The organism is Paenibacillus sp. FSL R7-0652, from assembly GCF_038595045.1.
Classification (GTDB): Bacteria; Bacillota; Bacilli; order Paenibacillales; family Paenibacillaceae; genus Paenibacillus.
Window position 1 is genome coordinate 4,141,970 of sequence record NZ_CP152001.1, and the last position, 20,934, is coordinate 4,162,903.

The following is a 20,934-nucleotide window of genomic DNA, read 5'->3' on the forward strand; positions in this document are numbered from 1 at the left end:
CGTCTCAATATCAACTTCGGTAATGGTTTATAGGATAGGCTTTGCAACCTTAAATTTTATATTTTAAGGAGCAGAGCGATCATGAAATATGTAAACGCCGATGTCATTTTACCGGAAGAATTATTAATAGAAATACAGAAATATATTCAAGGCAGTATGGTTTACATTCCAATACCTGAAGGCCGCAGAAAGAAGTGGGGAGAAAATTCGGGAAGCCGCACATATTTAAGCCAAAGAAATGAGACAATACGTCAACAATATTCCGATGGTTTAACGATTGCTGCACTCTCTGATGAATATTGTCTTTCCAGGGACAGCATCAAAAAAATTATCTATTCAAAAAAGTAAGGTATATCAAAATCACATCATATTTCTATGGTGTGATTTTTTGTGTGCAGCAAACTTTTCTAATTATTTTTTATATATTTTTTAAGATGCGCCTTTGCTAACCTTGAAGAAATCACTTTATAGGAGGGGCGGCTTGTGATTCTAATTACAAAAGCTGAACAACCAGATCAACATATTCTCAAAAATCTAATGACGTTGTTCCTTCATGATTTGTCCGAATTTATTCAAGACATAGAGATGAATCCCCAAAATGGTCTATTCGAATTTGATATACTGGATTGGTTCTTTGAAAAGGAAGGATTAACACCGTACTTTATACGCCTGCACGATCAAAAAATTATAGGTTTCATTTTAATTCAAAGCGGCCCGTTTTCTAATCAGGAATTTGCTGATTATGTTTTGAATTCATTTTTCATCGTGAAAAAATATCGCCGGCAGGGTTTAGGCAGGACTGCATGTAAAGCGTTGTTCGAACATTTACCTGGGAGATATGCTGTTGGTCAAGTTATAAACAACATCCCTGCAATTCAATTTTGGAAAAATGTATACACATCATTCGATATCGATTTTTACGAACAAGAGGAGAAAGATGACAATCTAACCCTCATCTATCAATACTTTAAAGTTTGAAAATAAACATTTAACAACTGAGATATTTTTCAGAATTTTAGAATTCAAGAACGATGGAGCCACCATCATGAAGATCATTACGGCAGATCAATCACACTACGAATATATTAAAGGGCAGGACCACCATATTTTAGAAAATCTGATCCTACCGAAAATTTTGGCTGATGAGATCTTTATCATCCAGGATGAAGAGCAGAACCATATTGGATGGATTCGGTACAGCTTTTTTTGGGACAACACACCTTTTATGAATATGCTCTGGATTGAAGATGTACATCGAAATGAAGGAATGGGTACGAAAGCAGTTCTTTTTTGGGAAAATGAAATGAAGAAGCAGGGTTTTCCTTTGGTCATGACGTCTACATTAGCAAATGAAGGGGCGCAGCATTTTTATAGGAAATTAGGCTATCGAGATTCAGGGTGTTTGATTCTTGAGGACGAACCTTTAGAAATCATACTCACCAAGAAACTCAAGTAACATTCTCCAAACAAATATTAAAACGACAAATAACCTCATCGCTAAAAAACGCGAATTGAGGTTGTTAGTTGTCGTAATAAGATGAATCAACACCCAAACCGGTGGATAAAATCAGCCCTGAACCAATCCTGAATCACTGCGCGATTTGATCGCGAATCGATTGCAGTATTTTTTTCTCCAACCGTGAGACCTGCACCTGGGATATCCCCAGCCTGCTTGCCACTTCGGATTGAGTCTGATCCCTGTAATACCTCAGGTACACGATAAGCCGCTCCCGTTCACTCAGGCCGCCGATTGCTTCATTCAGCGCCAGCTTGTCAAACCACTTCTCCTGAGACTCATCCGCGATCTGATCCATCAGAGTAATGGGATCACCATCATTCTCGAATACCGTCTCATGAATGGAGGTTGGCGGTTTGTTAGCCTCCTGGGCGAATACCACTTCCTCCGGGGTAACCCCAAGGTCAGCAGCAACTTCCTTAATTGTGGGCAGTCGATCCAGATGTTTGGACAGTTCGTCCCTCTTCTTGCGAACTTTATTGGCCATTTCTTTCAGCGAACGACTGACCTTCAAGGTCCCGTCATCCCGCAGAAAACGCTGAATCTCACCAATAATCATCGGTACCGCATACGTCGAGAACTTTACGTCATAACTGAGATCGAACTTGTCCACTGACTTGAGCAGGCCGATACAACCAATCTGGAACAGATCCTCCGGTTCATATCCCCTGTTCATAAAACGCTGCACGACGGACCAGACGAGTCTGATGTTGCAGTTCACCAGCGTATCCCGTGATTCATGGTCACCCGACTGACTGAGCGCAATCAGCCGTTTGACCTCGGCATCGTCCAAATAGGTCTGTGAAGATGGTTTCACTTCAGCATCCATAAGAACACCAACCCCTAATTATACAATGCTTTCTTGGATTCAATCCTTTTTTTCATCTTGATGGAGGTGCCTCTGCCGGGCTCACTGCTGACTTCGAATTCATCCATAAAATTTTCCATGATCGTAAAGCCCATGCCCGACCGCTCAAGTTCGGGTTTGGACGTATACAGCGGCTGTTTGGCCAGATCAAGATCCTCGATGCCTTCACCGCGATCCTCTACAATAATCGTGATCATATCGTCACGAATCTCAGCCTGAATGGTCACGACACCTTCCGGATTGTTATTGTATCCGTGGATGATACTATTGGTCACCGCTTCGGAGACGACCGTTTTCAGATCACTGAGCTCGTCCATCGTTGGATCAAGCTGAGAGATAAACGCCGCAACAGTCACCCGTGCAAACGATTCATTCTCCGACTTGGCCGCAAATTGCAGATTCATGAAATTTGTCCCTGTTCCTTCATTCATGAGACGACCTCCAGACCTGAGAGAGCAGTTCCCTCATTTTCGTATATCGGCATGATCTTGAACAATCCCGACATTTCCAGCAAACGGTAAACCGGCGGATTCACATCGCAGACGACCATTTTGCCGCCTTTATTTTTGATCAACTTGTATCTTCCCAAAATAACACCTAGTCCTGAACTGTCCATAAACTGCAGGTCTTTCAAACTCAGCACCAGATGCTCGCATTGTCTGCGCTGAATCGCTTCATCCATCTGCATTCGTACCATGTCAGCTGTATGATGATCCAGTTCCCCGGATAATCGCACAATCAAAATCCCGCGGTGATGCTCCATGTCCACATTCAAGTTCACGTTTGCCCACTCTCCTCCCTGTCTTGAACAAGGATTTCTACGCTGCCAAAAGCTTTTCCTGCCCCCCGACAAAACTAGAAGAAAACTCCTATTTAACTACAAAAATTGTTCCAGTCACCAGGAGAAAGGCGCATCCTGCCGCTTAATCGAACAAATTGGAGGTTGTCCGCTTGAACAGCTTCCACCAGCCTGCTTTATTCACGTCCTGTGGAGCCTGAATGTCGAATTCTTTAATCACTTCGTTACCTTGATAAACGACGAGCTTGCCAACGCTCTGTCCAGCCTTGACCGGAGCTTTCAGTTCTTTGGCTACAATTAATTCATGGCGAATATCTGTGGACTTGGCCCCTTTGCGCATCAAAACACTGTAGTTTTGGGCCGCATTCAGCGGCAGCTCAGCGACGTCGCCTTTTTCAATCTTCAGACTGCCCAGCAGATCTCCTGCTTTATAAAGAGCCTTCATCGTATATTGACCAAAAGCATAATCAAACATCGAGGATACTTCGCTGTTGCGAGTTTTCGTATTGGGTTCACCCAGGACAACCGCAACGACACGCAGCCCATCCTTGGACGCGGTAGCCGACAGACAGAATTTTGCTTCGGACGTATACCCCGTTTTCAACCCATCTGCTCCCTGGTAAAAACGCACGAGCTTGTTCGTATTCACGAGCCAAAATGGCTTGTCGGAATCTTTACGCAGGTAGTCCTGATAGGCGCCCGTGTACTTCGTAATGCCTTGATGTTTCAATAGTTCGCGGCTCATCACCGCGATATCATGCGCAGAGGAATAATGATTATCTACTGGCAGACCGTTCGCGTTGGCAAAACGTGTATCCTTCATGCCCAGCTCCTGTGCACGCTCATTCATCATCTGTACAAAGGCTTCTTCCGAGCCGCCAAGCTTCTCGGCCATAGCTACCGATGCATCATTGCCGGAGGCCATCGCGATGCCTTTCAACATATCATCCACCGTCATTTCTTCACCAGGCTCCAGAAAGATCTGTGACCCGCCCATTGAAGCTGCATACTCACTGGTTCTTACCTTATCCGTTAACTTGAGCTTACCCGAACCAATCGCTTCCATGGTAAGCAGCATCGTCATAATTTTAGTAATGCTCGCTGGTGGCAGCTGATCATGACTGTTTTTCTCATATATTACGGTTCCCGTATCCGCATCCATCAGAATGGCTGAACGAGCCGATGGAGCCAGGTCCGTTCCGCCAGCAGCCTTTGGTGATTCTTCCGCCAAAGCAGATGATGACAGCAGGGGCAGCAGCATACAAACGGTCATGAACGATGCCAGTATTCTTTTTTTCACTAGGTTCCCTCCTCAAATGAATAGCTCGGTGGTTAGTCCTCGCATGTACTGCTAACCATTGTCGGCGGGTTTACAGTAAATTATTCCATTATAATCAGGTTTTCCCTAACTTTTTTTACCTGAAGGAAAAGGCAGTTGTTGTATTCGAGTAAAATGAGAAGGATTGCCTGTCCAGAGAGCATTCCCATATTCCCAAACCTGAACATGCACCTGAACGGAAACGGAGACGACTCCCTGAAAACATCATTTATAGGATTTACCTATGTATATAATCATTTATATATATTTCTCCAATGAGTGATCCTGCATTATGATGTATATGTCACGATTTGAATACTTTAGGAGAGTGATCCGAGTGTCTTTTTACGATAAAAAAATTCATTTCATAGATGGCAGTCCTGCTGATCTAGCCATATACCGAGGTAAAGTACTCCTTGTTGTTAATACCGCAAGTAAATGCAGCTGCTCTCGTCAATTTGAGGCTCTTCAACAGCTGTATGAAAAATATCATCGTTATGGTTTCGAAATTCTTGCGTTTCCATGTAACCAGTTTAACGAGAAGGAACCCGGGGACAATTTTGAAGTGCAAATAAATTGTAAAAATCGATTTAAGCTAACGTTCCCATTGTTTGAGAAAATAGAAGTGCGAGGGGCACACGCCCATCCCATCTTTCAGTTTTTAACCGCACAAGCGCCATTTCTAGGTTTTGATACCAAAACAGACAGCGGCAAGTGGATGAATGATTTTCTTATAAAGAACTTTCCTGATATTCACGGGGATCATGGGGTCAAGTGGAACTTCACTAAGTTTTTGATGGATCGGAACGGAGAGGTGCGGGGAAGATTTGAGACAATAACTGAACCACATGTAATCGAACCAAACATTAGATCACTGCTTTCCATGTAATTAACGTCCTGCCCAGACTGGAATATGTGGAGCCTGTTTTGTTATAAAGATAAGTTAGTGTTATGGTCATATTATAAAAAAAGAGAACAAATCATTGAAAAAACTCCATTCCATGATTTGTTCCCTGTTCAATTCTTCGAACTGAAGATTCCTTCAGTTTATTATTCAATTCCTCATTACATCTTAGGAATAACCGCCAACACTAGGGCCAGGAAAGCTTCGCGTACACGCTCCGTCGTTTCCATAACTTCATCATGTGACAAAGGCTGGTCTAGGATCCCCGCAGCCATGTTGCTGATGCAGGAAATGCCGAGCACTTCAAGGCCCGCATGACGGGCTACGATCACTTCGGAAACGGTCGACATGCCTACAGCATCTGCACCGAGGGTACGAAGCATTCTGATCTCAGCCGGAGTTTCATAGTTAGGACCAAGCATGCCAGCATATACGCCTTCTTGTATATTGAATCCTTGAGCAGCCGCCGTGTCTTTGGCAAGAGCACGCAGACGGCGGCTGTAAGCTTCGGATAAATCCGGGAAGCGAACGCCAAGGGCAGCGTCATTTGGTCCGATTAACGGATTTTTGCCAGTCAGGTTCAGATGATCCGAGATCAGCATCAAATCGCCTGCCTGATAAGATGTGTTAACTCCACCCGCTGCATTCGTCACCAGCATACGGCTTACGCCCAGTTCTTTCATAACACGTACCGGGAAGGCAGTCAGCTCCGGGCCGTAACCTTCGTACATATGAAAGCGCCCCTTCATCATCACGACCGGACGGCCTTGAATGGTTCCGATGAGCAGTTCCCCTTCATGTCCTTCTACAGTGGACACCGGGAAATGCGGGATGTCCTGATAAGCGATGCTCACGCCATCCTCGATCAGTTCAGCAAGAACGCCAAGGCCTGAACCGAGAATCAAACCAACCTCAGGCTTGATAGAACTTTTACTTTGAATATACGATGCTGCTTCTGTAATCATCTGTTGGTTTAAAGCTGTCATAAGATGTTGTTCCTCCCTTGAGTTGAAACGATCCGTTTATGAGCAGCAGGTACATGCCCTGCGCCTGTCATGGCGTTGTCAAGCAATTAAAGATGCAGCCTGCGTATGTATAACGGCGTTTAGTTGGTATCGAATATATTTTAGCTTAAAAAGAGACATCATTCCGCGGCAAATTGTGAAGACTGTGCGCCAAAATTATTTTGCCCGCGGATGATGGGTTTCATAAATTTCTTTCATCGTTTTACGCCCATGCTGACTGTACTGCTGGCCGGGCTGTTCTACATGACCAAGCATGTCCTGGACAGCCCGGGTGTCTGCTCCGTTTGCAATCAGGTGAGCTGCAAAGGAATGGCGCAGCGTGTGCGGCGTAATCTCGCCCGAAATGCCAGCGTCCACTGCGGCTTTCTTCAGCAATTTCCAGAATCCCTGCCGGGTTAACCGTCTGCCAGATACATTCACAAACAGTGCCTGCTCGTCCGTTCCGGTCTTGAGGAGTTGATCACGAAACTCATCCATGTACACTTTTGCCCAGTGGGCAGCCGGAGCACCAATCGGAAGAATACGTTCTTTACCCGCCCCGCCGCACCTGATAAAGCGCATCCCCGGCTGTACGTCCCGTACATCAAGCGCGATCAGCTCCGAGACCCGAATACCGGTGGCATACAGAAGCTCCAGCATGGCCCGATCTCGAACGCCTTGTGGTGAGCTGACATCAGGGGCGGCAAGCAGCAGCTCGATTTCCTGAATGGTAAGTACTTGAGGGGGCGTCTTGTCAGCCTTGGGTGCTTCCACATCAAACGTAGGGTCCTGCACAATCTCACCGCGCCGCATCAGAAAATGAAAATAAGATCTTAGAGATACGATGCTGCGGGCAATCGTTGCATTCGCCCGGCCATCCTGCTTGAGCTGTCCGACAAACAGCACAACATGGGTTCGCCTAACCTCTCCCGCTGCGCGGATTCCGTATTCTTTTCTCACAAATTCCACGAACTTGTCCACATCTCGAAGATACGATTCCATGGTGCTGCTCGACATTCCCTTATCTTCTTCCAGGTATAAAGCATAGGCGTGTATGGTCTGATTCATGTACGACACTCCTCATCTGACAGCAATGCCAACCGGCAGGCTGCTTCCGTATTTGCATCCTTCGCTGCCGGAGCTAATCTCCATAATGCCATAATGGCAGCTATTCTCCGTACCAATAGAAGAGACGAAGACGCTCCGTCATCGTAGGACGTGCTTCTCCAATGCCTGGCCAATCCGTTTCCTGAAATACTTTAACCGCATTGCCGGTTGGCATTTGATACTGATCCACGGGTGAGATCCAGCCGTTAAACAGATCCAGTACGTGATAGAACAGATATACCAAACCGGCAAAGAATACAATAAATCGTATAAAACGGAGCCCTCTCCGCACAGATATAATCATTGGAATGTCCCCTTCCCTATTCAAGTCCAGTATAGTCCTTGAAACAGGGTATGTCCGTGAACTCGGGAATATGCCATGCCCGTTCGAACCTCACACGGGGTGCGGGACCAAAAAAGCTCCCCCGTCAAAACCGCCGGTGAGAGCTTGAAGATAGGCTATGTTATTCTTCATCTTTGGGCTTTTGTTCATTTTTAGCTTTACAACGATAACAAATTCCATGAAAGTCCAGTCGGTGATCTACTACCGAAAAGTTAAATTCCCGCTCCAGTCGTTCTTCAAGCGGACCAAGCCAGTCCTCACGAATTTCATCCATACTTCCGCACTGTACGCAGATTAAGTGATGATGGTGATGCTTGGATGTATCTCCGCGTAGATCATAACGCGCTACACCGTCGCCGAAGTTGATTTTCTCTACAACATGCAGCTCACTCAGCAGTTCGAGGGTACGGTACACGGTTGCCAGACCGATTTCGGGAGCCTTTTCTTTAACGAGCATGAAAACATCCTCTGCACTCAGATGATCTTCTTCATTCTCTAAAAGTACTCTTACGGTGGCTTCCCGCTGGGGCGTTAATTTATATCCTTGGGACTGTAGTTGCTGCTTAATTTTATCGATCCGTGCTTCCATTTTCTCCCTCCCCCTAGGAAATCACTGCACACTGCAACTTAACCCACTCTTTTCATTATAGGGGGAGTTCAATATCAAAGTCAACATTTTAGGGCATCCAGTGCAAGCTAGACAGGAAGCAGCATGGGTGTGACCCAACGCATCATTGCGGGGGTAACCCAGGTCTCAAAAGATGCTACGCCGAGCAGCAGTACAGCCATAACCACTGTTAAAATAATATAGGAAGCAAAGGGTCTCTGCCTACCTGGTGCACGGTGCATCAAAACGCGATTACGAATGATATATAACGAGAACGTCATTGCAGCCACACTGCAGATCAGCAGAATCGGAATGACGAACAAATTATGCGGAGCTACGGATACAAGTGCAAACAGCAGCCCTTTCCACGAGTACTGCCCAACAAGGTAACCCACTGTAAAGCCGATCAGTACACCTTTCAGAAAATCCAGCACAAGTATGCCGGGTAAACCTACAACAGACAAACCGAGAATAAAGATCAGCCCGACCCATTTCAGATGCAGCATAGCGATATCCCAATAGGCTGTGCTTTCGACGCCTTGGGAACTATGCTGAACCGTCATAAAAAAGTTACCCAAATATCCTTCAAGATCCTGCCGCTGTTCCAGAGACAAGGCATTGACCATCAATGCGCCGAAGATCACACCGACCAGAAACAAGACAGCTACGAATACATATAACGAGGTTTGGCCTTTAAACGTAAAATAGGAAGAACGCATACAGGTACGAGTCCCCTTTCCGGTTATCCTGATGCAAGGAGTTATTATAAACTTGAACATCCTTATAATTCAGCATATGAACCGGGACTCGCTCGTATGACCTCTTGTCCTAATTGTTATTTCCCCAATGCGAACCACTCGTTAGAACCTGTATTACTCTTTCGCTGTAACCTTGCCATACGTCCCTCCACCACCTGAGGACAACGCCAGCTGCCCATTCCGAGCGGCAACAATCAGCTCAGCCAGTACCGGTCCAACCACTTCGGCCAACTGGTCTTCATCTGTACGGTGCAGCACAGCCATCTCTGTACCAAACCGATCCAGCAGCTGACGCAGCTTGGCTCTGCCCAGCCCAGGAATGAATTCCAGTGGAACCTGATAATGATAAGGCGGCCTATCAGCAGGGAGCTCCGGTTGTTCCCGGTCTGCAATCGCCAGAATACGATCCAGCACCCCTTGAACCAGCTTCTGACTGCCGCAAAGCGGACACCGCTCTGCAGATAAATCCTGTTCATCCATAACGCTGCCGCAGGCTGCACAATATGTCCGGTGATACTTGCCGAGTCTTGGATTCAAGCCATAATTGGCCGCAATGTATCTTCCTTCTTCTCTACGCAGCGCCATCCGGAATTCGTCAAAGGAAGGGGCTGCAATCTGCAGTTCATTATATTCCCTTCCGATTTTCCCAAGAGAATGCGCATCCGAGTTGGTCACAAAAGGCATCCGATCCATTTCGCGAATGTAACTCGCCATAGAGGAATCCGAGCTTAACCCCAGCTCGGCGGCATCGATAAGGCTCGTATCCAGAACATCTGCCATACGCGGCGCTGTGCTGCCATAAATGCCTTTATGCGGCGTAAATACATGAGCGGGTATAATCAGACCGCCGCGCGCCTTGATCTCCGCCTGCATCTCAAGAGCCGGTACGTATACCCGCTGGGAACTGAGGTTTACATTTTTCATATACTTCTTCATCCAGGCTGTAAAAGATTTCATTGTACTCAGATCCCGGAAGTAGGCGAGCATGTGAAATTCTCGCATTTCGGGTTCACGCAGCTCGATCTCTGTGCCCAGCAGAATGGTTGTGTCCTGATACGCTATGCCTCCACCTTCAACTTCAGACATCGTACCGTTCTCCAGCAGTTCTTCAATATCCCTCTGCACCACCGGGGAATGGCAGTCGATAACACCCAGCAGATGAATCCCTTTACGAGCAGATGCCTCGCGGGCAATATTCTCGAAAGTCAGATCGCGACTGCCGCTGATCTTAACCGCCTCACCACGGGAGGTGCGCCCGATATGGATATGCAGATCCGTATAACAGGGCTCCCACAATGCCGCTGTTCCCTCCTGATTTTGCATGATTAAAACCGTCCTGTCGTTCTGTAAATATCCCACGCATATACAGCCATCATCGTTTTGGCATCACTAATCCGATTCTCGTCCATCAGCTTGTATGCTTCATCCAGCGTAATTTCGGATACTTCAAGAAACTCGTCTTCATCCAGTGCCATATCTCCCGCTTCCAGTTCTTCGGCAATGTAAAGGTGGATGATTTCATCAGCAAAACCTGGTGAAGTGTAAAAAGACCGCAGATGGCGCAGTGATTTAGCTGCATATCCCGTTTCTTCTTTCAGTTCACGTGCCGCTGCCACCTCTGGCTGCTCGCCCGGGTCAAGCTTGCCCGCAGGAATTTCCACTTCCGTACGTCCCATCGCCTGACGGTATTGATCCACAACCAGCATGCGATCTCCCTTCAAGGCCAGTACGGCTACTGCTCCTGGATGTTTGATGATCTCCCGGGTCGCCGTTTGTCCGTTCGGGAGCTTAACGGTGTCAACTTGGAGCGAGATCACTTTTCCTTCAAAGATCGGTTTGGTGGACACAGTCACCTCATCCAGCTTGGGGTTTGCCGGCTGCGGGGCGTAAATGGATGAAGCAGATGTTTGGGATTTCATGTGTAGTTCAACTCCGTTTCCTTTGTGATGGGTTCAATCGAACTGAAATGTATAATGTAGTGATTTCAGGCATATGGTGAGCCTATAAGAATTTTATCGTTTGTACAAGTCTTACGCGTACTGCGAGAAACAAGGGGGACTCACCGATTGAAAAGTTATCTCACACCTGAATCGGCACATGTGGTCGGACAAGCCAGACAAGTACAGCTTATTCTTAGACAGTGGATGCGTGAATGGGGTCCCGAAACGAAACTGGTCGACATGCTGGCTGGGCGCAAGAGCTAGTCCCACCGTTGTTCAAAAAGTCCGAACCCGGTCTGCACCGAATTCGGACTTCCTGTTCTTTTTCAGCCAAAGCTGCGGTTACAACATCTAATATACGGTCAATTATTCCGATCGCTTATTTGTCTTTTGCCGTTTCCTGTACAATTGCGATCACCACTTGAGACAGTTTCACTATGTCGGCCGCGCGAATGCGTTCTTTGGTTGTGTGAATATTTTCATACCCCACAGCCAGATTCACCGTAGGAATGCCGAAACCGTTAAAAATGTTGGCATCACTGCCGCCGCCGGAAGCAAACGTGTTTGTTTCCAGACCAAGGCCGCGGATCGCCCGCTGTGCAAGCTGCACAACCTCATGGTCGTCATGGAAGCCAAATGCAGGATACTTAATTTCACTGCGGAACTCTGCTGTTGCACCGTATTTGCGGCATGTTGTCTCCAGCGCTTCACGCATTTGAGCAATCTGCTCCTCAATCTTCTCCTGCACAATACTGCGAGCCTCTGCATCAATCTGGACGAAGTCACATACAACGTTCAGCGCAGAGCCGCCTTGGAACTTTCCAATATTCGCTGTCGTTTCATGATCAATACGTCCAAGCTTCATCGCTGCAATCGCTTTGGCCGCAACCTGGATTGCACTGATTCCATCTTCCGGATTCACACCGGCATGGGCTGACTTGCCATAAATTTTCATCTGAATCTCAGCTCTTGCCGGGGCAGCCACGCAGATTGTTCCCACTGCTCCGTTGGAATCCAGCGCATATCCAAAGGCAGCATCGATATCCTTCGGATTCATAGCGCGAGCACCAACAAGGCCGGATTCTTCACCGACTGTAATCACAAACTGGATTTTGCCATGCGGAATGCTGTTCTCCTGAATGACACGGATGGCTTCAAACAATGCCGCAATCCCCGCCTTGTCATCCGCTCCAAGAATCGTTGTACCATCACTGCGAATCCATCCATCCTCGCCCAGCTCCGGTTTGATCCCCTGTCCAGGGGTTACCGTGTCCATGTGACATGTGAAGAACATCGGCTCGGCCCCTTCCACGCCTGCGGCATCCATCGTAACGACCAGATTGCCCGCGCCATGCCCGGTCTCGTTCATCGTATCGTCCTCGTAGACGCGAAGACCAAGACCCTCGAATTGTTCTTTTAATACCTTGGATATATTCTGTTCATTTTTCGTCTCACTATCAATCTGTACCAGTTCCATAAACTGCTGAATTACACGCTGTTCATTAATCATTAGACTTTCCTCCCTATCGTAGATACGGTACAATACAGGTACTATGGCTTGTTCAAAAGGTCTGAAAGGAGTTCTCTCTTCATGCAAAATAAGAAATGGTTCAAAATTGTGATCTATCTCATGCTGGCCGCTATGATTGGCTCCACTATTTTCATCGCGCTGGAACCGCTGCTGTTTGGATAGTCACTAACCTGAAGCCTTACGGACGCTCTGTCTACAGACGCTGGAGGGCTTCTTTTTCAGCAACCCATATCAGATCGTACGAGAATATACGCTGAAAATAAGGCACAATATCCCGGGCAACCTGCTCAACTGCGTATGACTTCCCCGTGATATCTTCCAGAGATGTCACACCATACTGTTCAATTCCGCACGGAACAATACCTCGAAATCCCGCAAGCTGAATGCCAGAAGTAATGTTAAACGCAAACCCGTGACTCGTCACAAAACCACGTCGATGCCTGCACCGGTTAAATTTGATGCCAATGGCAGCAATCTTCAGATCACCAATCCACACACCTGTGTATCCCTCTTTACGGCCGGATTCCACGCCCTGATCGGCAAGATAATCCATGATTACCTGTTCCAGCTTGCGCAGATATCCATGAAGATCGAGTTCTTCATCCCGGCCAAGCACCAATAAAGGATAACCCACCAGTTGACCCGGCCCATGATAAGTAATATCACCGCCTCGGTCAATTTGAAACAAAGAAATTCCCTGTGCTTTCAGCTCTTCTTCACTCCAAAGCAGATGCTCCGGATGATTCTGTGATCCAATCGTATAGGTTGGGGGATGCTGCAGCAGGAGCATCCGTTCGGGACCTTCACCTTCGTCCAGCTGCTGCACAATTGATTTCTGAAGATTCCATGCCGCCTCATAATCCAGCATCGGTATGTATGCCACATTCAGCGGTTTGCCCATGTTTCCCCACATCCTTCTGCCCATGGTTTAATATATGAAGTTACGTCAGTCTCTAGACAGCCAGAAAAGTGCACGGCCCAAGGCACATACACTTTCCCGTCATTCTATCATAAACTTAATACACTTTCGTTTCCATGTTGTACCCTTCCAGATTCTCTTTAACCCGCTGTAAAAACCGTCCGCAGATCACACCATCCAGAATCCGGTGATCGAGAGACAAGCACAGGTTAGCCATAGAACGCACTGCGATCATATCGTTAATGACAACCGGTTTTTTCACAATGGATTCAAATGTAAGGATCGCCGCCTGTGGGTAGTTGATAATCGGCTGAGACAGGATGGAACCAAATGAACCCGTGTTGTTTACCGTAAACGTACCGCCCTGCATATGATCCAGCTTCAGCGTGCCTTCACGGGTTTTGCGGGCCAGGTCATCAATCTCACGAGCGAGACCTGCGATATTACGCTGATCCGCGTGCTTGATTACCGGTGTAAGCACGGAATCCTCCGTACCTACAGCCATGGACAGATTGATATCCCGCTTCACGATAATTTTGTCGACCGCCCATACGGAGTTCATGATCGGGTAATCTTTGATCGCATTGACGACACCCTTCATCATAAATGAAAGATAGGTCAGGTTAATGCCTTCTTTCCGTTTGAACTCATCCTTCAACTTGTTGCGCAGCATAACGAGATTGGTGACGTCCACTTCAATCATCGTCCATGCGTGAGGGATTTCGGATACACTTTGACGCATATTTCGTGCAATTGCATTACGCACAGGAGTAACATCGATAAAATACTCTGATCTTCCCTGGCCGCCGCCTTCCACTTCGATCTGCGGAATTTTCGGGCTTTCCGTCAGGTGGATTCCGGAATGACGCACGGGAACTCCCACATCGGATGCAGGAACCGTCTGTCCCGCTGTGCCATTAGAACCCGAAGCAACACCTGAATCGCGACTGATTCCACTGAACGGAGAAGATGATGCAGACTGGGCTGCCTGACGATTTACCGGAGAGGTCTGTACAGACTCTGCTGATGCATTCGCCGCCTGAACACCCTGTCCAGCAAAGGCGAGGACGTCTTTACGCGTAATTCGCCCGCCCGCACCCGTGCCCTGAATATGCTGCAGATTCAGTCCATGTTCTGCTGCCAAAGACTGCACTGCCGGGGAATACCGATGGCGCATCGGCTGATTCGGATCATATGCAGCGTTGTTTGAAACTGCAGCAGGAGATTGACCTGCGTTATGCCGTACCTGGGTTTGCTCTACTTGCTCCCCCTGACCAGCAGCAGATGTTATTTGTTCAGCTGTATCCTCATCCGAAGCAGCGACCTGCATGCGGCAGATTGCTTCACCTACAGCAATTGTGGTACCCTCTTCGACCAAAAGGTCACCCATAATCCCATCTACCGTAGATGGAATTTCGGCGTTCACTTTATCCGTGATGACTTCACAGATTGGCTCGTACTGTTCCACACGGTCACCCGGTTTTTTCAACCATTTGCCTATGGTAGCCGAGACCAGGGATTCCGCGAGCTGCGGCATAATGACCTCGATCCATTTCATACGTTCAGCCATTGATTTATCACTCCAAACTTTAATCTTTCTTCATCTATTAATACTCGGCAAGTTCGCGCATGGCTGTTTTGGCTTTATCCTTGCTCAGCATGTAAAATTTCTCCATCGTCGGGCTGATTGGCATCGCTGGTACATCAGGGCCGCACAGACGCTGAATAGGCGCGTCCAGATCAAACAAACATTCCTCGCTGATGATTGCGGCAACCTCTGCGCCCACACCACCCGTTTTGTTATCTTCGTGTACAATCAGCACCTTACCTGTTAACCGGGCGGAAGCAATAATCGCTTCACGATCGAGCGGCTGCAGTGTACGCAGATCCAGTACATGTGCTGTGATGCCCTCTTCACGTTCCAACTCCTCAGCGGCCTGCATGACAAAATGCAGCGGTTGACTGTACCCGATCACCGTAATATCGGCTCCTTCACGAAGCACGTTCGCCTTACCGATGGGAACGATATAGTCATCCTCAGGCACATCTTCCTTAATCAGCTTGTAACACTTTTTATTTTCAAAAAAGAGGACAGGGTCAGGATCGCGCACAGCCGCTTTGAGCAGTCCTTTGGCGTCATACGCCGAGTAAGGAGCAATAATTTTGAGTCCTGGTGTACCAAAGAAAATGGATTCCGGACATTGGGAGTGATACAGTCCGCCAAAAATGCCGCCGCCGATTGGCGCACGGATTACGATCGGACAGCTCCAGTCATTGTTAGAGCGGTAGCGAATTTTAGCTGCTTCACTAATAATCTGATTCGTGGCGGGCAGCATAAAATCCGAATACTGCATTTCCGCAATCGGCTTCATGCCGTACATCGCTGCACCGATGGCCACACCAGCAATTGCAGATTCAGACAATGGCGTATCCATGACGCGCATCTCGCCAAACTGATCCTGCAGCCCTTTGGTTGTGGTGAACACGCCGCCTTTTACACCGACGTCCTCGCCTAGAACAAATACATTCTCATCGCGCTCCATCTCTTCTTTCATTGCGAGACGGATAGCATCAATATATTCCATCATAGCCATGATTACCGTCCCCCTTCTTCGCTGTCCGCATAGACATGCGTCAGCGTATCCTCAGGTTTCGGATATGGCGCATTGTCTGCGTATTCAGTTGCTTCCTTCATTTCCAGCGCAAGCTGGGAAGCCAGATCCGCATCCCGGGCTTCATCCCAGATGCCGCATTCAATCAAATAATTTTTCATCCGAAGCACGCCGTCTTTCTTCCAGTTCTCCTCAACTTCTTCTTTGGTCCGATAGGCCAGATCATTGTCCGAAGTGGAGTGAGGTGACAAACGGTACATCATCGCTTCGATCAATGTTGGCCCTTCACCTGCGATCGCACGCTGACGCGCTTCCTTCACTGCCGCATATACCTCAAGTGCATCATTACCATCTACGCGCAGTCCCGGAAAACCATATCCCAGTGCACGATCAGAAATCTTGCCGCTCAGCTGCTTATGAACAGGAACGGAAATGGCATATTGGTTGTTCTCACACATGATAATGACAGGCAGCTTGTGTACACCTGCAAAGTTAGCTCCTTCATGGAAATCACCCTGGTTGCTCGAACCTTCACCGAATGTAACAAAAGAAACAAACTTTTTCTTCTGCATTTTGGCAGCAAGGGCAAAGCCTACCGCATGAGGAACCTGTGTGGTAACCGGACTGGAGCCTGTAACGATGCGCAGCTTTTTGTGTCCAAAGTGTCCTGGCATCTGCCGTCCGCCGCTGTTCGGGTCTTCCGCCTTCGCAAATGCAGACAGCATCAGCTCACGCGGGGTCATGCCTACGGCCATAACGAAACCGTAATCGCGGTAATAAGGTAAATAATAATCGTGTTCTCGATCCAGACCAAAAGCCGCACCAACTTGAGCAGCCTCCTGACCTACACCGGATACGTGAAAGTTGATTTTGCCAGCTCGCTGCAGAAGCAGGCAGCGCTCGTCAAACTTGCGTGCAAGCAGCATGTATTTATACATATCTAAAACTTCTCCATCGCTAAGTCCCAGCTGTTGATGTCGATGAACCGCATCTGCAGTACCTTGTGAACTCATATGAGGTACCTCCTTTTAATCAGAGCCTTTGCAAGTATTACTACCCGATCTTATAACCTGGTACTAAGACTTGGCTTAACCTTATTATAATCCTTTTTGCCCAAAAAAGGAAAGGACCTTTCTCACCATCTTGTCCGGGCTTACATTCCAATCGCTTTTCCGTCCACGGCCAGCATGGCTTCACCCATAATTTCCGACAACGAAGGGTGCGGATGAATGGTTTGTCCAACCTCCCATGGCGTGGCATCCAGCATCTGGGCCAATGAAGCTTCCGCAATCAGTTCCGTAACATGGGTGCCAATCATATGTACCCCCAATATATCATTCGTTTTGTTGTCAGCAATCACCTTCACGAACCCGTCCCGGCTTCCGTGAATTAGAGATTTACCTATCGCTTGGAACGGAAATTTGCCGGTTTTGATTTCGTATCCGCGTTCTCTGGCTTCCTTCTCGGTGAAACCAATGCTTGCGGCTTCCGGACGTGTATATACGCACCGCGGAATACGATGTGTTTCTACCGGATGCACACTCTCGCCAGCGAGATGATTCACCGCAAGTATGCCTTCGTGACTTGCGGCATGTGCAAGCTGCAGCCCGCCGATGCAGTCACCAATCGCATAGATATGTCCTTCTCCAGTCTGCAAGTATTTGTTAACCGTAATATAGCCCCGCTCTACTTTGATATCTGTATTCTCAAGCCCGATATTTTCGACGTTAGCTTGACGTCCGATAGACACAAGCATCTTGTCAGCAGTCAGCGTTTCCAGGTTGTCTCCTGCAAGCTGCACATCGATGTGAACGCTCTGATCCTCGGTGCGATAGCTGTCCGTGATCAGTTTGGCACCCGTCAGGAAACGCACTCCCCGTTTGCCCAGCAAACGCTGCATTTCCTTGGCCACGTCCTCATCCTCTGCGGGCAGCACATGGTCTGCCGCCTCAATTACCGTCACAACCACGCCAAAATCATTCAGCATCGAGGCCCATTCCAGTCCGATCACGCCGCCGCCTACAATGAGGATCGAGCCAGGCAGCTCATCCATGCGCAGCGCTTCGTCACTGCTCATAATATATCTTCCATCCGGCTCAAGACCTGGCAGCATGCGCGGACGTGAGCCAGTAGCAATAATCAGGTTCGTTGGAACGACAGTATCCATCTCGCCATCCTCAAACTCCACAGCCACCGCACCGCTTTGCGGGGAGAAGATAGAGGGCCCGATTACACGTCCCTTGGCGTGTACAACCTCGATTTTATTTTTTTGCATCAAATACTGGACACCCTTATGCAGCTGGTCCACAATGGCATCCTTGCGTGCCTGCACCTTTGGAAATACCAGCGCTGCTCCAGTGGTCTCAATACCGTAGCTCTCGCTATCCAGGATTTCGGCGTACATTTCAGCACTCTTCAGCAGTGCCTTGCTTGGAATACAGCCCCGGTGAAGGCAGGTTCCGCCCAGCTTGTCCTTCTCGATAATAACGACCTTTTTCCCCAGCTGCGCGGCACGAATGGCAGCAACATATCCTCCCGTTCCTCCGCCCAGTATGGCAACATCACATGGTATTGGCATCTCTATTTCTCCTCTATATACTCAATTTTTTGAAAGATATCATTTGACCTAAAGTGATTTTACACAGTCCACTCCAGCAGCTCTGACGTGTAGAAAAATAGTTCAGCTTATATAAATAACAATAAAATGATGTTGATATCTTGATTCATTGCATGCTCCCTATATCACATTGTACTCTCCTTGGGCAGTCAACTCAAAATTTGACCATTCCCGCATGGACAGTCCGTGCATTCCAAGCTATGATATAGGCAGGAATTCTCTGTAAGCGTAACCTTTAACTTATGTCTATTTGACAGAAAGGGTATAATGCTATGAATACAAAGATAGTCTTTGCGCGGTTTCTCGCGATTATTGTACTCGTCATCCCTGGCTTAATGGCCATGAAGGGGTTTCTTATGATGAAAGATGCCCTATTTCTGTATTACGCTGAGCATGGAAACGACCTGATTGCTCCCGGCTTCCAGTGGCTATCGTTCCTGGGAGGACTTCTTCTTTTTGCTGCAGGCATGAGTTTTCTGGGCGGCTGGATTCTGTTTCGTGACCGTAAACGCAATTATGTAGGCCCCCGTTTTCGCTCGAAAAAACAGCCCGAACAGGTTGAAACACCCGGAAGCAGTTTATAATTCCGGGCTTTTTTATTTTCACATTTAACAAAGACAGGATGGATTACGATGGTTTCCTTTTTACTGACCTTAAAACGTCTGCTCAAAGGCATTTTTCATGCGTTCAAGGACCCGAAATTTGTGGCTTTATTCGTATTAACTGCTGCAACCCTGCTCTCAGGCACCCTATTTTACACACGCGTGGAAGGACTTCACTGGATTGATGCCCTGTATTTCTGTGCCGTTACTCTAACGACCGTAGGACATCCCGATTTTGTACCCTCGACCGGATTCGGCAAAGCTTTTACTGTGATCTACATGTTCGCGGGCATTGGCCTTACCTTTGCCATGATTGCAAGAATAACCGCAGGTATTCTGTTCCCCCGCAGATTAAAAACAGAAGAAGACGCGGAGTAATTTCCGCATCATTTTCCATTTTCACTCATATAAAGCGTCTCGCAGTTTGGTAGACATACGGGACTCCTTGGAGGAGGACTTTAGAATCGTTCTGCGCAGCGTCAGGTTGCTCGCCTGCAGCCGTTCAGCCTCCGACATCAGCTCCGTAAATAAAGTCTGAGCGGCCTCATCCAGTCTGCCCTGTTTATTCAGTTCTTCATAACGCTGCTTCAGTGAGGTTAATGCTTCGTTCATTCGTTACACCTCTTTTCCAATAACTACGTTGATTTCGGATTTCGGAACCAACATCGTAACAATCCATATAGTAACACAAACCGGTTCATATTAGTTCTGGCTCTTTCCAAAGAAGATGTGGTAATCTGTAAAGGTCGCTTTTTTTGAATTCCGTATGCGAGAGGAGTAGCAGCACCGTGCAAACTGGACGTATTACTGTAATTACTGGACCCATGTTCAGCGAAAAATCCGGTGAACTTATTCGCCGTTGTCAGAAGCTTATTCAATTTGGCCGTAAAAAGGTCGTTGCCTACAAACCAGCCGAGGATGATCGTTTCGCTCAGGATGAGATCGTGAGCCGGATTGGTTATAGACTTCCTGCCCATTCCATTCCCCGGCAGTTAACGCCGGAATCCGTAGAGACCATTCTGAATCAGACCATAGATGCCGATGTTGTTGCCTTTGATGAAGTTCAATTTTTCAGCAGTGCGATTATGGAACTTGTCTCCGAACTGGCCTACTGCGGCAAACATGTGATTGTTGATGGACTGAACATGGATTATCGCGGCAAAGAATTCGGATATATTGGAGGGCTGCTCGCTATGGCCGATGATATTGAGAAACTATCCGCGTTCTGCGCAGTCTGCGGCAGCCCGGATGCTGCTTTTACACAGCGGATTGTCAACGGGGAACCCGTTACTCTAGGTCCAGTCGTCATGATTGGCGATTCGGAGGCTTATGAGCCCCGCTGCCGCTGCTGCTTTATTCCTCCGCACAAAGTGGAATGCCCGTCCTGATGCAGCACTTAGCATAAAAGCCCAATTGGGCTTTTTTATTACAACAATTTATACATCACATGCATAAACATGTCATGCGTGCTGCCGAGTGGTTTTGATAA

27 protein-coding genes are annotated in these 20,934 nt (G+C 47.7%); 9 read left to right on the forward strand and 18 right to left on the reverse strand.

Annotated elements, in window-relative coordinates; genetic code table 11:
* Positions 1-81 precede the first annotated feature (81 nt).
* The 3 genes from MKY97_RS18345 (at position 82) to MKY97_RS18355 (ending at position 1,456) form a co-directional block, all read left to right on the forward strand.
* Positions 82-348, forward strand: a complete 267-nt coding sequence (locus tag MKY97_RS18345) for a CD3324 family protein (protein WP_342551755.1) — start codon at positions 82-84, stop codon at positions 346-348.
* Between the two features lie 135 nt (positions 349-483).
* Entirely contained in the window at positions 484-978 is a 495-nt protein-coding gene (locus tag MKY97_RS18350; RefSeq protein WP_342551756.1) for a GNAT family N-acetyltransferase, read from the forward strand.
* Between the two features lie 67 nt (positions 979-1,045).
* On the forward strand, positions 1,046-1,456 hold the full coding sequence (locus MKY97_RS18355) for a GNAT family N-acetyltransferase (protein WP_342551757.1): 411 nt from the start codon (positions 1,046-1,048) through the stop codon (positions 1,454-1,456).
* A 133-nt stretch (positions 1,457-1,589) separates the two neighbouring features.
* Here the strand turns inward: MKY97_RS18355 and sigF are convergent, their stop codons facing one another.
* The 4 genes from sigF to MKY97_RS18375 form a co-directional block, all read right to left on the reverse strand.
* Positions 1,590-2,345, reverse strand: a complete 756-nt coding sequence (gene sigF, locus MKY97_RS18360) for an RNA polymerase sporulation sigma factor SigF (protein ID WP_342551758.1) — start codon at positions 2,343-2,345, stop codon at positions 1,590-1,592.
* A gap of 14 nt (positions 2,346-2,359) precedes the next feature.
* Entirely contained in the window at positions 2,360-2,815 is a 456-nt protein-coding gene (spoIIAB, locus tag MKY97_RS18365) for an anti-sigma F factor (protein ID WP_123062222.1), read from the reverse strand.
* On the reverse strand, positions 2,812-3,165 hold the full coding sequence (gene spoIIAA / locus MKY97_RS18370; RefSeq protein WP_342551759.1) for an anti-sigma F factor antagonist: 354 nt from the start codon (positions 3,163-3,165) through the stop codon (positions 2,812-2,814). The genes spoIIAB and spoIIAA overlap by 4 nt, the downstream gene beginning before the upstream one ends.
* A 142-nt stretch (positions 3,166-3,307) precedes the next feature.
* Positions 3,308-4,483, reverse strand: a complete 1,176-nt coding sequence (locus MKY97_RS18375; protein WP_342551760.1) for a D-alanyl-D-alanine carboxypeptidase family protein — start codon at positions 4,481-4,483, stop codon at positions 3,308-3,310.
* 355 nt (positions 4,484-4,838) lie between these two features.
* On the opposite strand from MKY97_RS18375, the gene MKY97_RS18380 reads away from it, so the two are divergent.
* Positions 4,839-5,390 (forward strand): glutathione peroxidase, encoded by a 552-nt coding sequence (locus MKY97_RS18380; protein ID WP_342551761.1) that lies wholly within the window; start codon positions 4,839-4,841, stop codon positions 5,388-5,390.
* Between the two features lie 176 nt (positions 5,391-5,566).
* Here MKY97_RS18380 and MKY97_RS18385 read toward each other — a convergent pair whose 3' ends face one another.
* The 7 genes from MKY97_RS18385 to MKY97_RS18415 all read right to left on the reverse strand — a co-directional run bounded on the left by MKY97_RS18385 (position 5,567) and on the right by MKY97_RS18415 (position 11,143).
* Positions 5,567-6,391 carry a purine-nucleoside phosphorylase gene (locus tag MKY97_RS18385; RefSeq protein WP_342551762.1) on the reverse strand — a complete coding sequence of 275 codons (825 nt, stop codon included), beginning with the start codon at positions 6,389-6,391 and terminating at the stop codon, positions 5,567-5,569.
* Between the two features lie 195 nt (positions 6,392-6,586).
* Positions 6,587-7,477, reverse strand: coding sequence for a tyrosine recombinase (locus MKY97_RS18390; RefSeq protein WP_342551763.1), 891 nt, complete (start codon positions 7,475-7,477; stop codon positions 6,587-6,589).
* A gap of 100 nt (positions 7,478-7,577) precedes the next feature.
* Positions 7,578-7,820, reverse strand: coding sequence for a DUF4227 family protein (locus MKY97_RS18395; protein ID WP_342551764.1), 243 nt, complete (start codon positions 7,818-7,820; stop codon positions 7,578-7,580).
* Positions 7,821-7,980: 160 nt separating this feature from the next.
* A complete protein-coding gene (locus tag MKY97_RS18400) occupies positions 7,981-8,448 on the reverse strand; it encodes a Fur family transcriptional regulator (RefSeq protein WP_090922447.1) in 468 nt (155 codons plus the stop codon).
* A 107-nt stretch (positions 8,449-8,555) separates the two neighbouring features.
* A complete protein-coding gene (spoIIM, locus tag MKY97_RS18405; protein ID WP_342551765.1) occupies positions 8,556-9,185 on the reverse strand; it encodes a stage II sporulation protein M in 630 nt (209 codons plus the stop codon).
* Between the two features lie 153 nt (positions 9,186-9,338).
* Complete coding sequence (locus tag MKY97_RS18410; RefSeq protein ID WP_342551766.1) at positions 9,339-10,547, reverse strand: endonuclease Q family protein; 1,209 nt, start codon at positions 10,545-10,547, stop codon at positions 9,339-9,341.
* A 2-nt stretch (positions 10,548-10,549) separates the two neighbouring features.
* On the reverse strand, positions 10,550-11,143 hold the full coding sequence (locus MKY97_RS18415; protein WP_342551767.1) for an NUDIX hydrolase: 594 nt from the start codon (positions 11,141-11,143) through the stop codon (positions 10,550-10,552).
* Between the two features lie 147 nt (positions 11,144-11,290).
* On the opposite strand from MKY97_RS18415, the gene mciZ reads away from it, so the two are divergent.
* Positions 11,291-11,428 (forward strand): Z-ring formation inhibitor MciZ, encoded by a 138-nt coding sequence (gene mciZ / locus MKY97_RS18420; protein WP_342551768.1) that lies wholly within the window; start codon positions 11,291-11,293, stop codon positions 11,426-11,428.
* 115 nt (positions 11,429-11,543) lie between these two features.
* Here mciZ and MKY97_RS18425 read toward each other — a convergent pair whose 3' ends face one another.
* On the reverse strand, positions 11,544-12,674 hold the full coding sequence (locus tag MKY97_RS18425) for a tripeptidase T (RefSeq protein WP_342551769.1): 1,131 nt from the start codon (positions 12,672-12,674) through the stop codon (positions 11,544-11,546).
* An 81-nt stretch (positions 12,675-12,755) separates the two neighbouring features.
* Between MKY97_RS18425 and prli42 the strand changes: the two genes are divergently transcribed.
* Positions 12,756-12,857 (forward strand): stressosome-associated protein Prli42, encoded by a 102-nt coding sequence (gene prli42, locus MKY97_RS18430; protein WP_342551770.1) that lies wholly within the window; start codon positions 12,756-12,758, stop codon positions 12,855-12,857.
* Positions 12,858-12,888: 31 nt separating this feature from the next.
* Here prli42 and lipB read toward each other — a convergent pair whose 3' ends face one another.
* The 5 genes from lipB to lpdA all read right to left on the reverse strand — a co-directional run bounded on the left by lipB (position 12,889) and on the right by lpdA (position 18,804).
* On the reverse strand, positions 12,889-13,596 hold the full coding sequence (lipB, locus tag MKY97_RS18435) for a lipoyl(octanoyl) transferase LipB (protein ID WP_342551771.1): 708 nt from the start codon (positions 13,594-13,596) through the stop codon (positions 12,889-12,891).
* 115 nt (positions 13,597-13,711) lie between these two features.
* Complete coding sequence (locus tag MKY97_RS18440) at positions 13,712-15,184, reverse strand: dihydrolipoamide acetyltransferase family protein (protein ID WP_342551772.1); 1,473 nt, start codon at positions 15,182-15,184, stop codon at positions 13,712-13,714.
* 37 nt (positions 15,185-15,221) lie between these two features.
* Positions 15,222-16,208, reverse strand: coding sequence for an alpha-ketoacid dehydrogenase subunit beta (locus MKY97_RS18445; protein WP_342551773.1), 987 nt, complete (start codon positions 16,206-16,208; stop codon positions 15,222-15,224).
* Positions 16,209-16,210: 2 nt separating this feature from the next.
* Entirely contained in the window at positions 16,211-17,239 is a 1,029-nt protein-coding gene (locus MKY97_RS18450) for a thiamine pyrophosphate-dependent dehydrogenase E1 component subunit alpha (RefSeq protein ID WP_342551774.1), read from the reverse strand.
* Between the two features lie 140 nt (positions 17,240-17,379).
* On the reverse strand, positions 17,380-18,804 hold the full coding sequence (gene lpdA, locus MKY97_RS18455) for a dihydrolipoyl dehydrogenase (protein WP_342551775.1): 1,425 nt from the start codon (positions 18,802-18,804) through the stop codon (positions 17,380-17,382).
* A 311-nt stretch (positions 18,805-19,115) separates the two neighbouring features.
* On the opposite strand from lpdA, the gene MKY97_RS18460 reads away from it, so the two are divergent.
* The gene (locus tag MKY97_RS18460) at positions 19,116-19,427 is read left to right on the forward strand and encodes a DUF2627 domain-containing protein (RefSeq protein ID WP_342551776.1); all 312 of its coding nucleotides are present in this window, start codon (positions 19,116-19,118) and stop codon (positions 19,425-19,427) included.
* A gap of 48 nt (positions 19,428-19,475) precedes the next feature.
* Positions 19,476-19,823 carry a potassium channel family protein gene (locus tag MKY97_RS18465; RefSeq protein ID WP_342551777.1) on the forward strand — a complete coding sequence of 116 codons (348 nt, stop codon included), beginning with the start codon at positions 19,476-19,478 and terminating at the stop codon, positions 19,821-19,823.
* A gap of 21 nt (positions 19,824-19,844) precedes the next feature.
* Here the strand turns inward: MKY97_RS18465 and MKY97_RS18470 are convergent, their stop codons facing one another.
* A complete protein-coding gene (locus MKY97_RS18470; RefSeq protein ID WP_342551778.1) occupies positions 19,845-20,057 on the reverse strand; it encodes a hypothetical protein in 213 nt (70 codons plus the stop codon).
* A gap of 176 nt (positions 20,058-20,233) precedes the next feature.
* Between MKY97_RS18470 and MKY97_RS18475 the strand changes: the two genes are divergently transcribed.
* Positions 20,234-20,833: a thymidine kinase gene (locus MKY97_RS18475; protein WP_090922476.1), complete on the forward strand. Its 600-nt coding sequence runs from the start codon at positions 20,234-20,236 to the stop codon at positions 20,831-20,833.
* Positions 20,834-20,934: the final 101 nt, after the last annotated feature.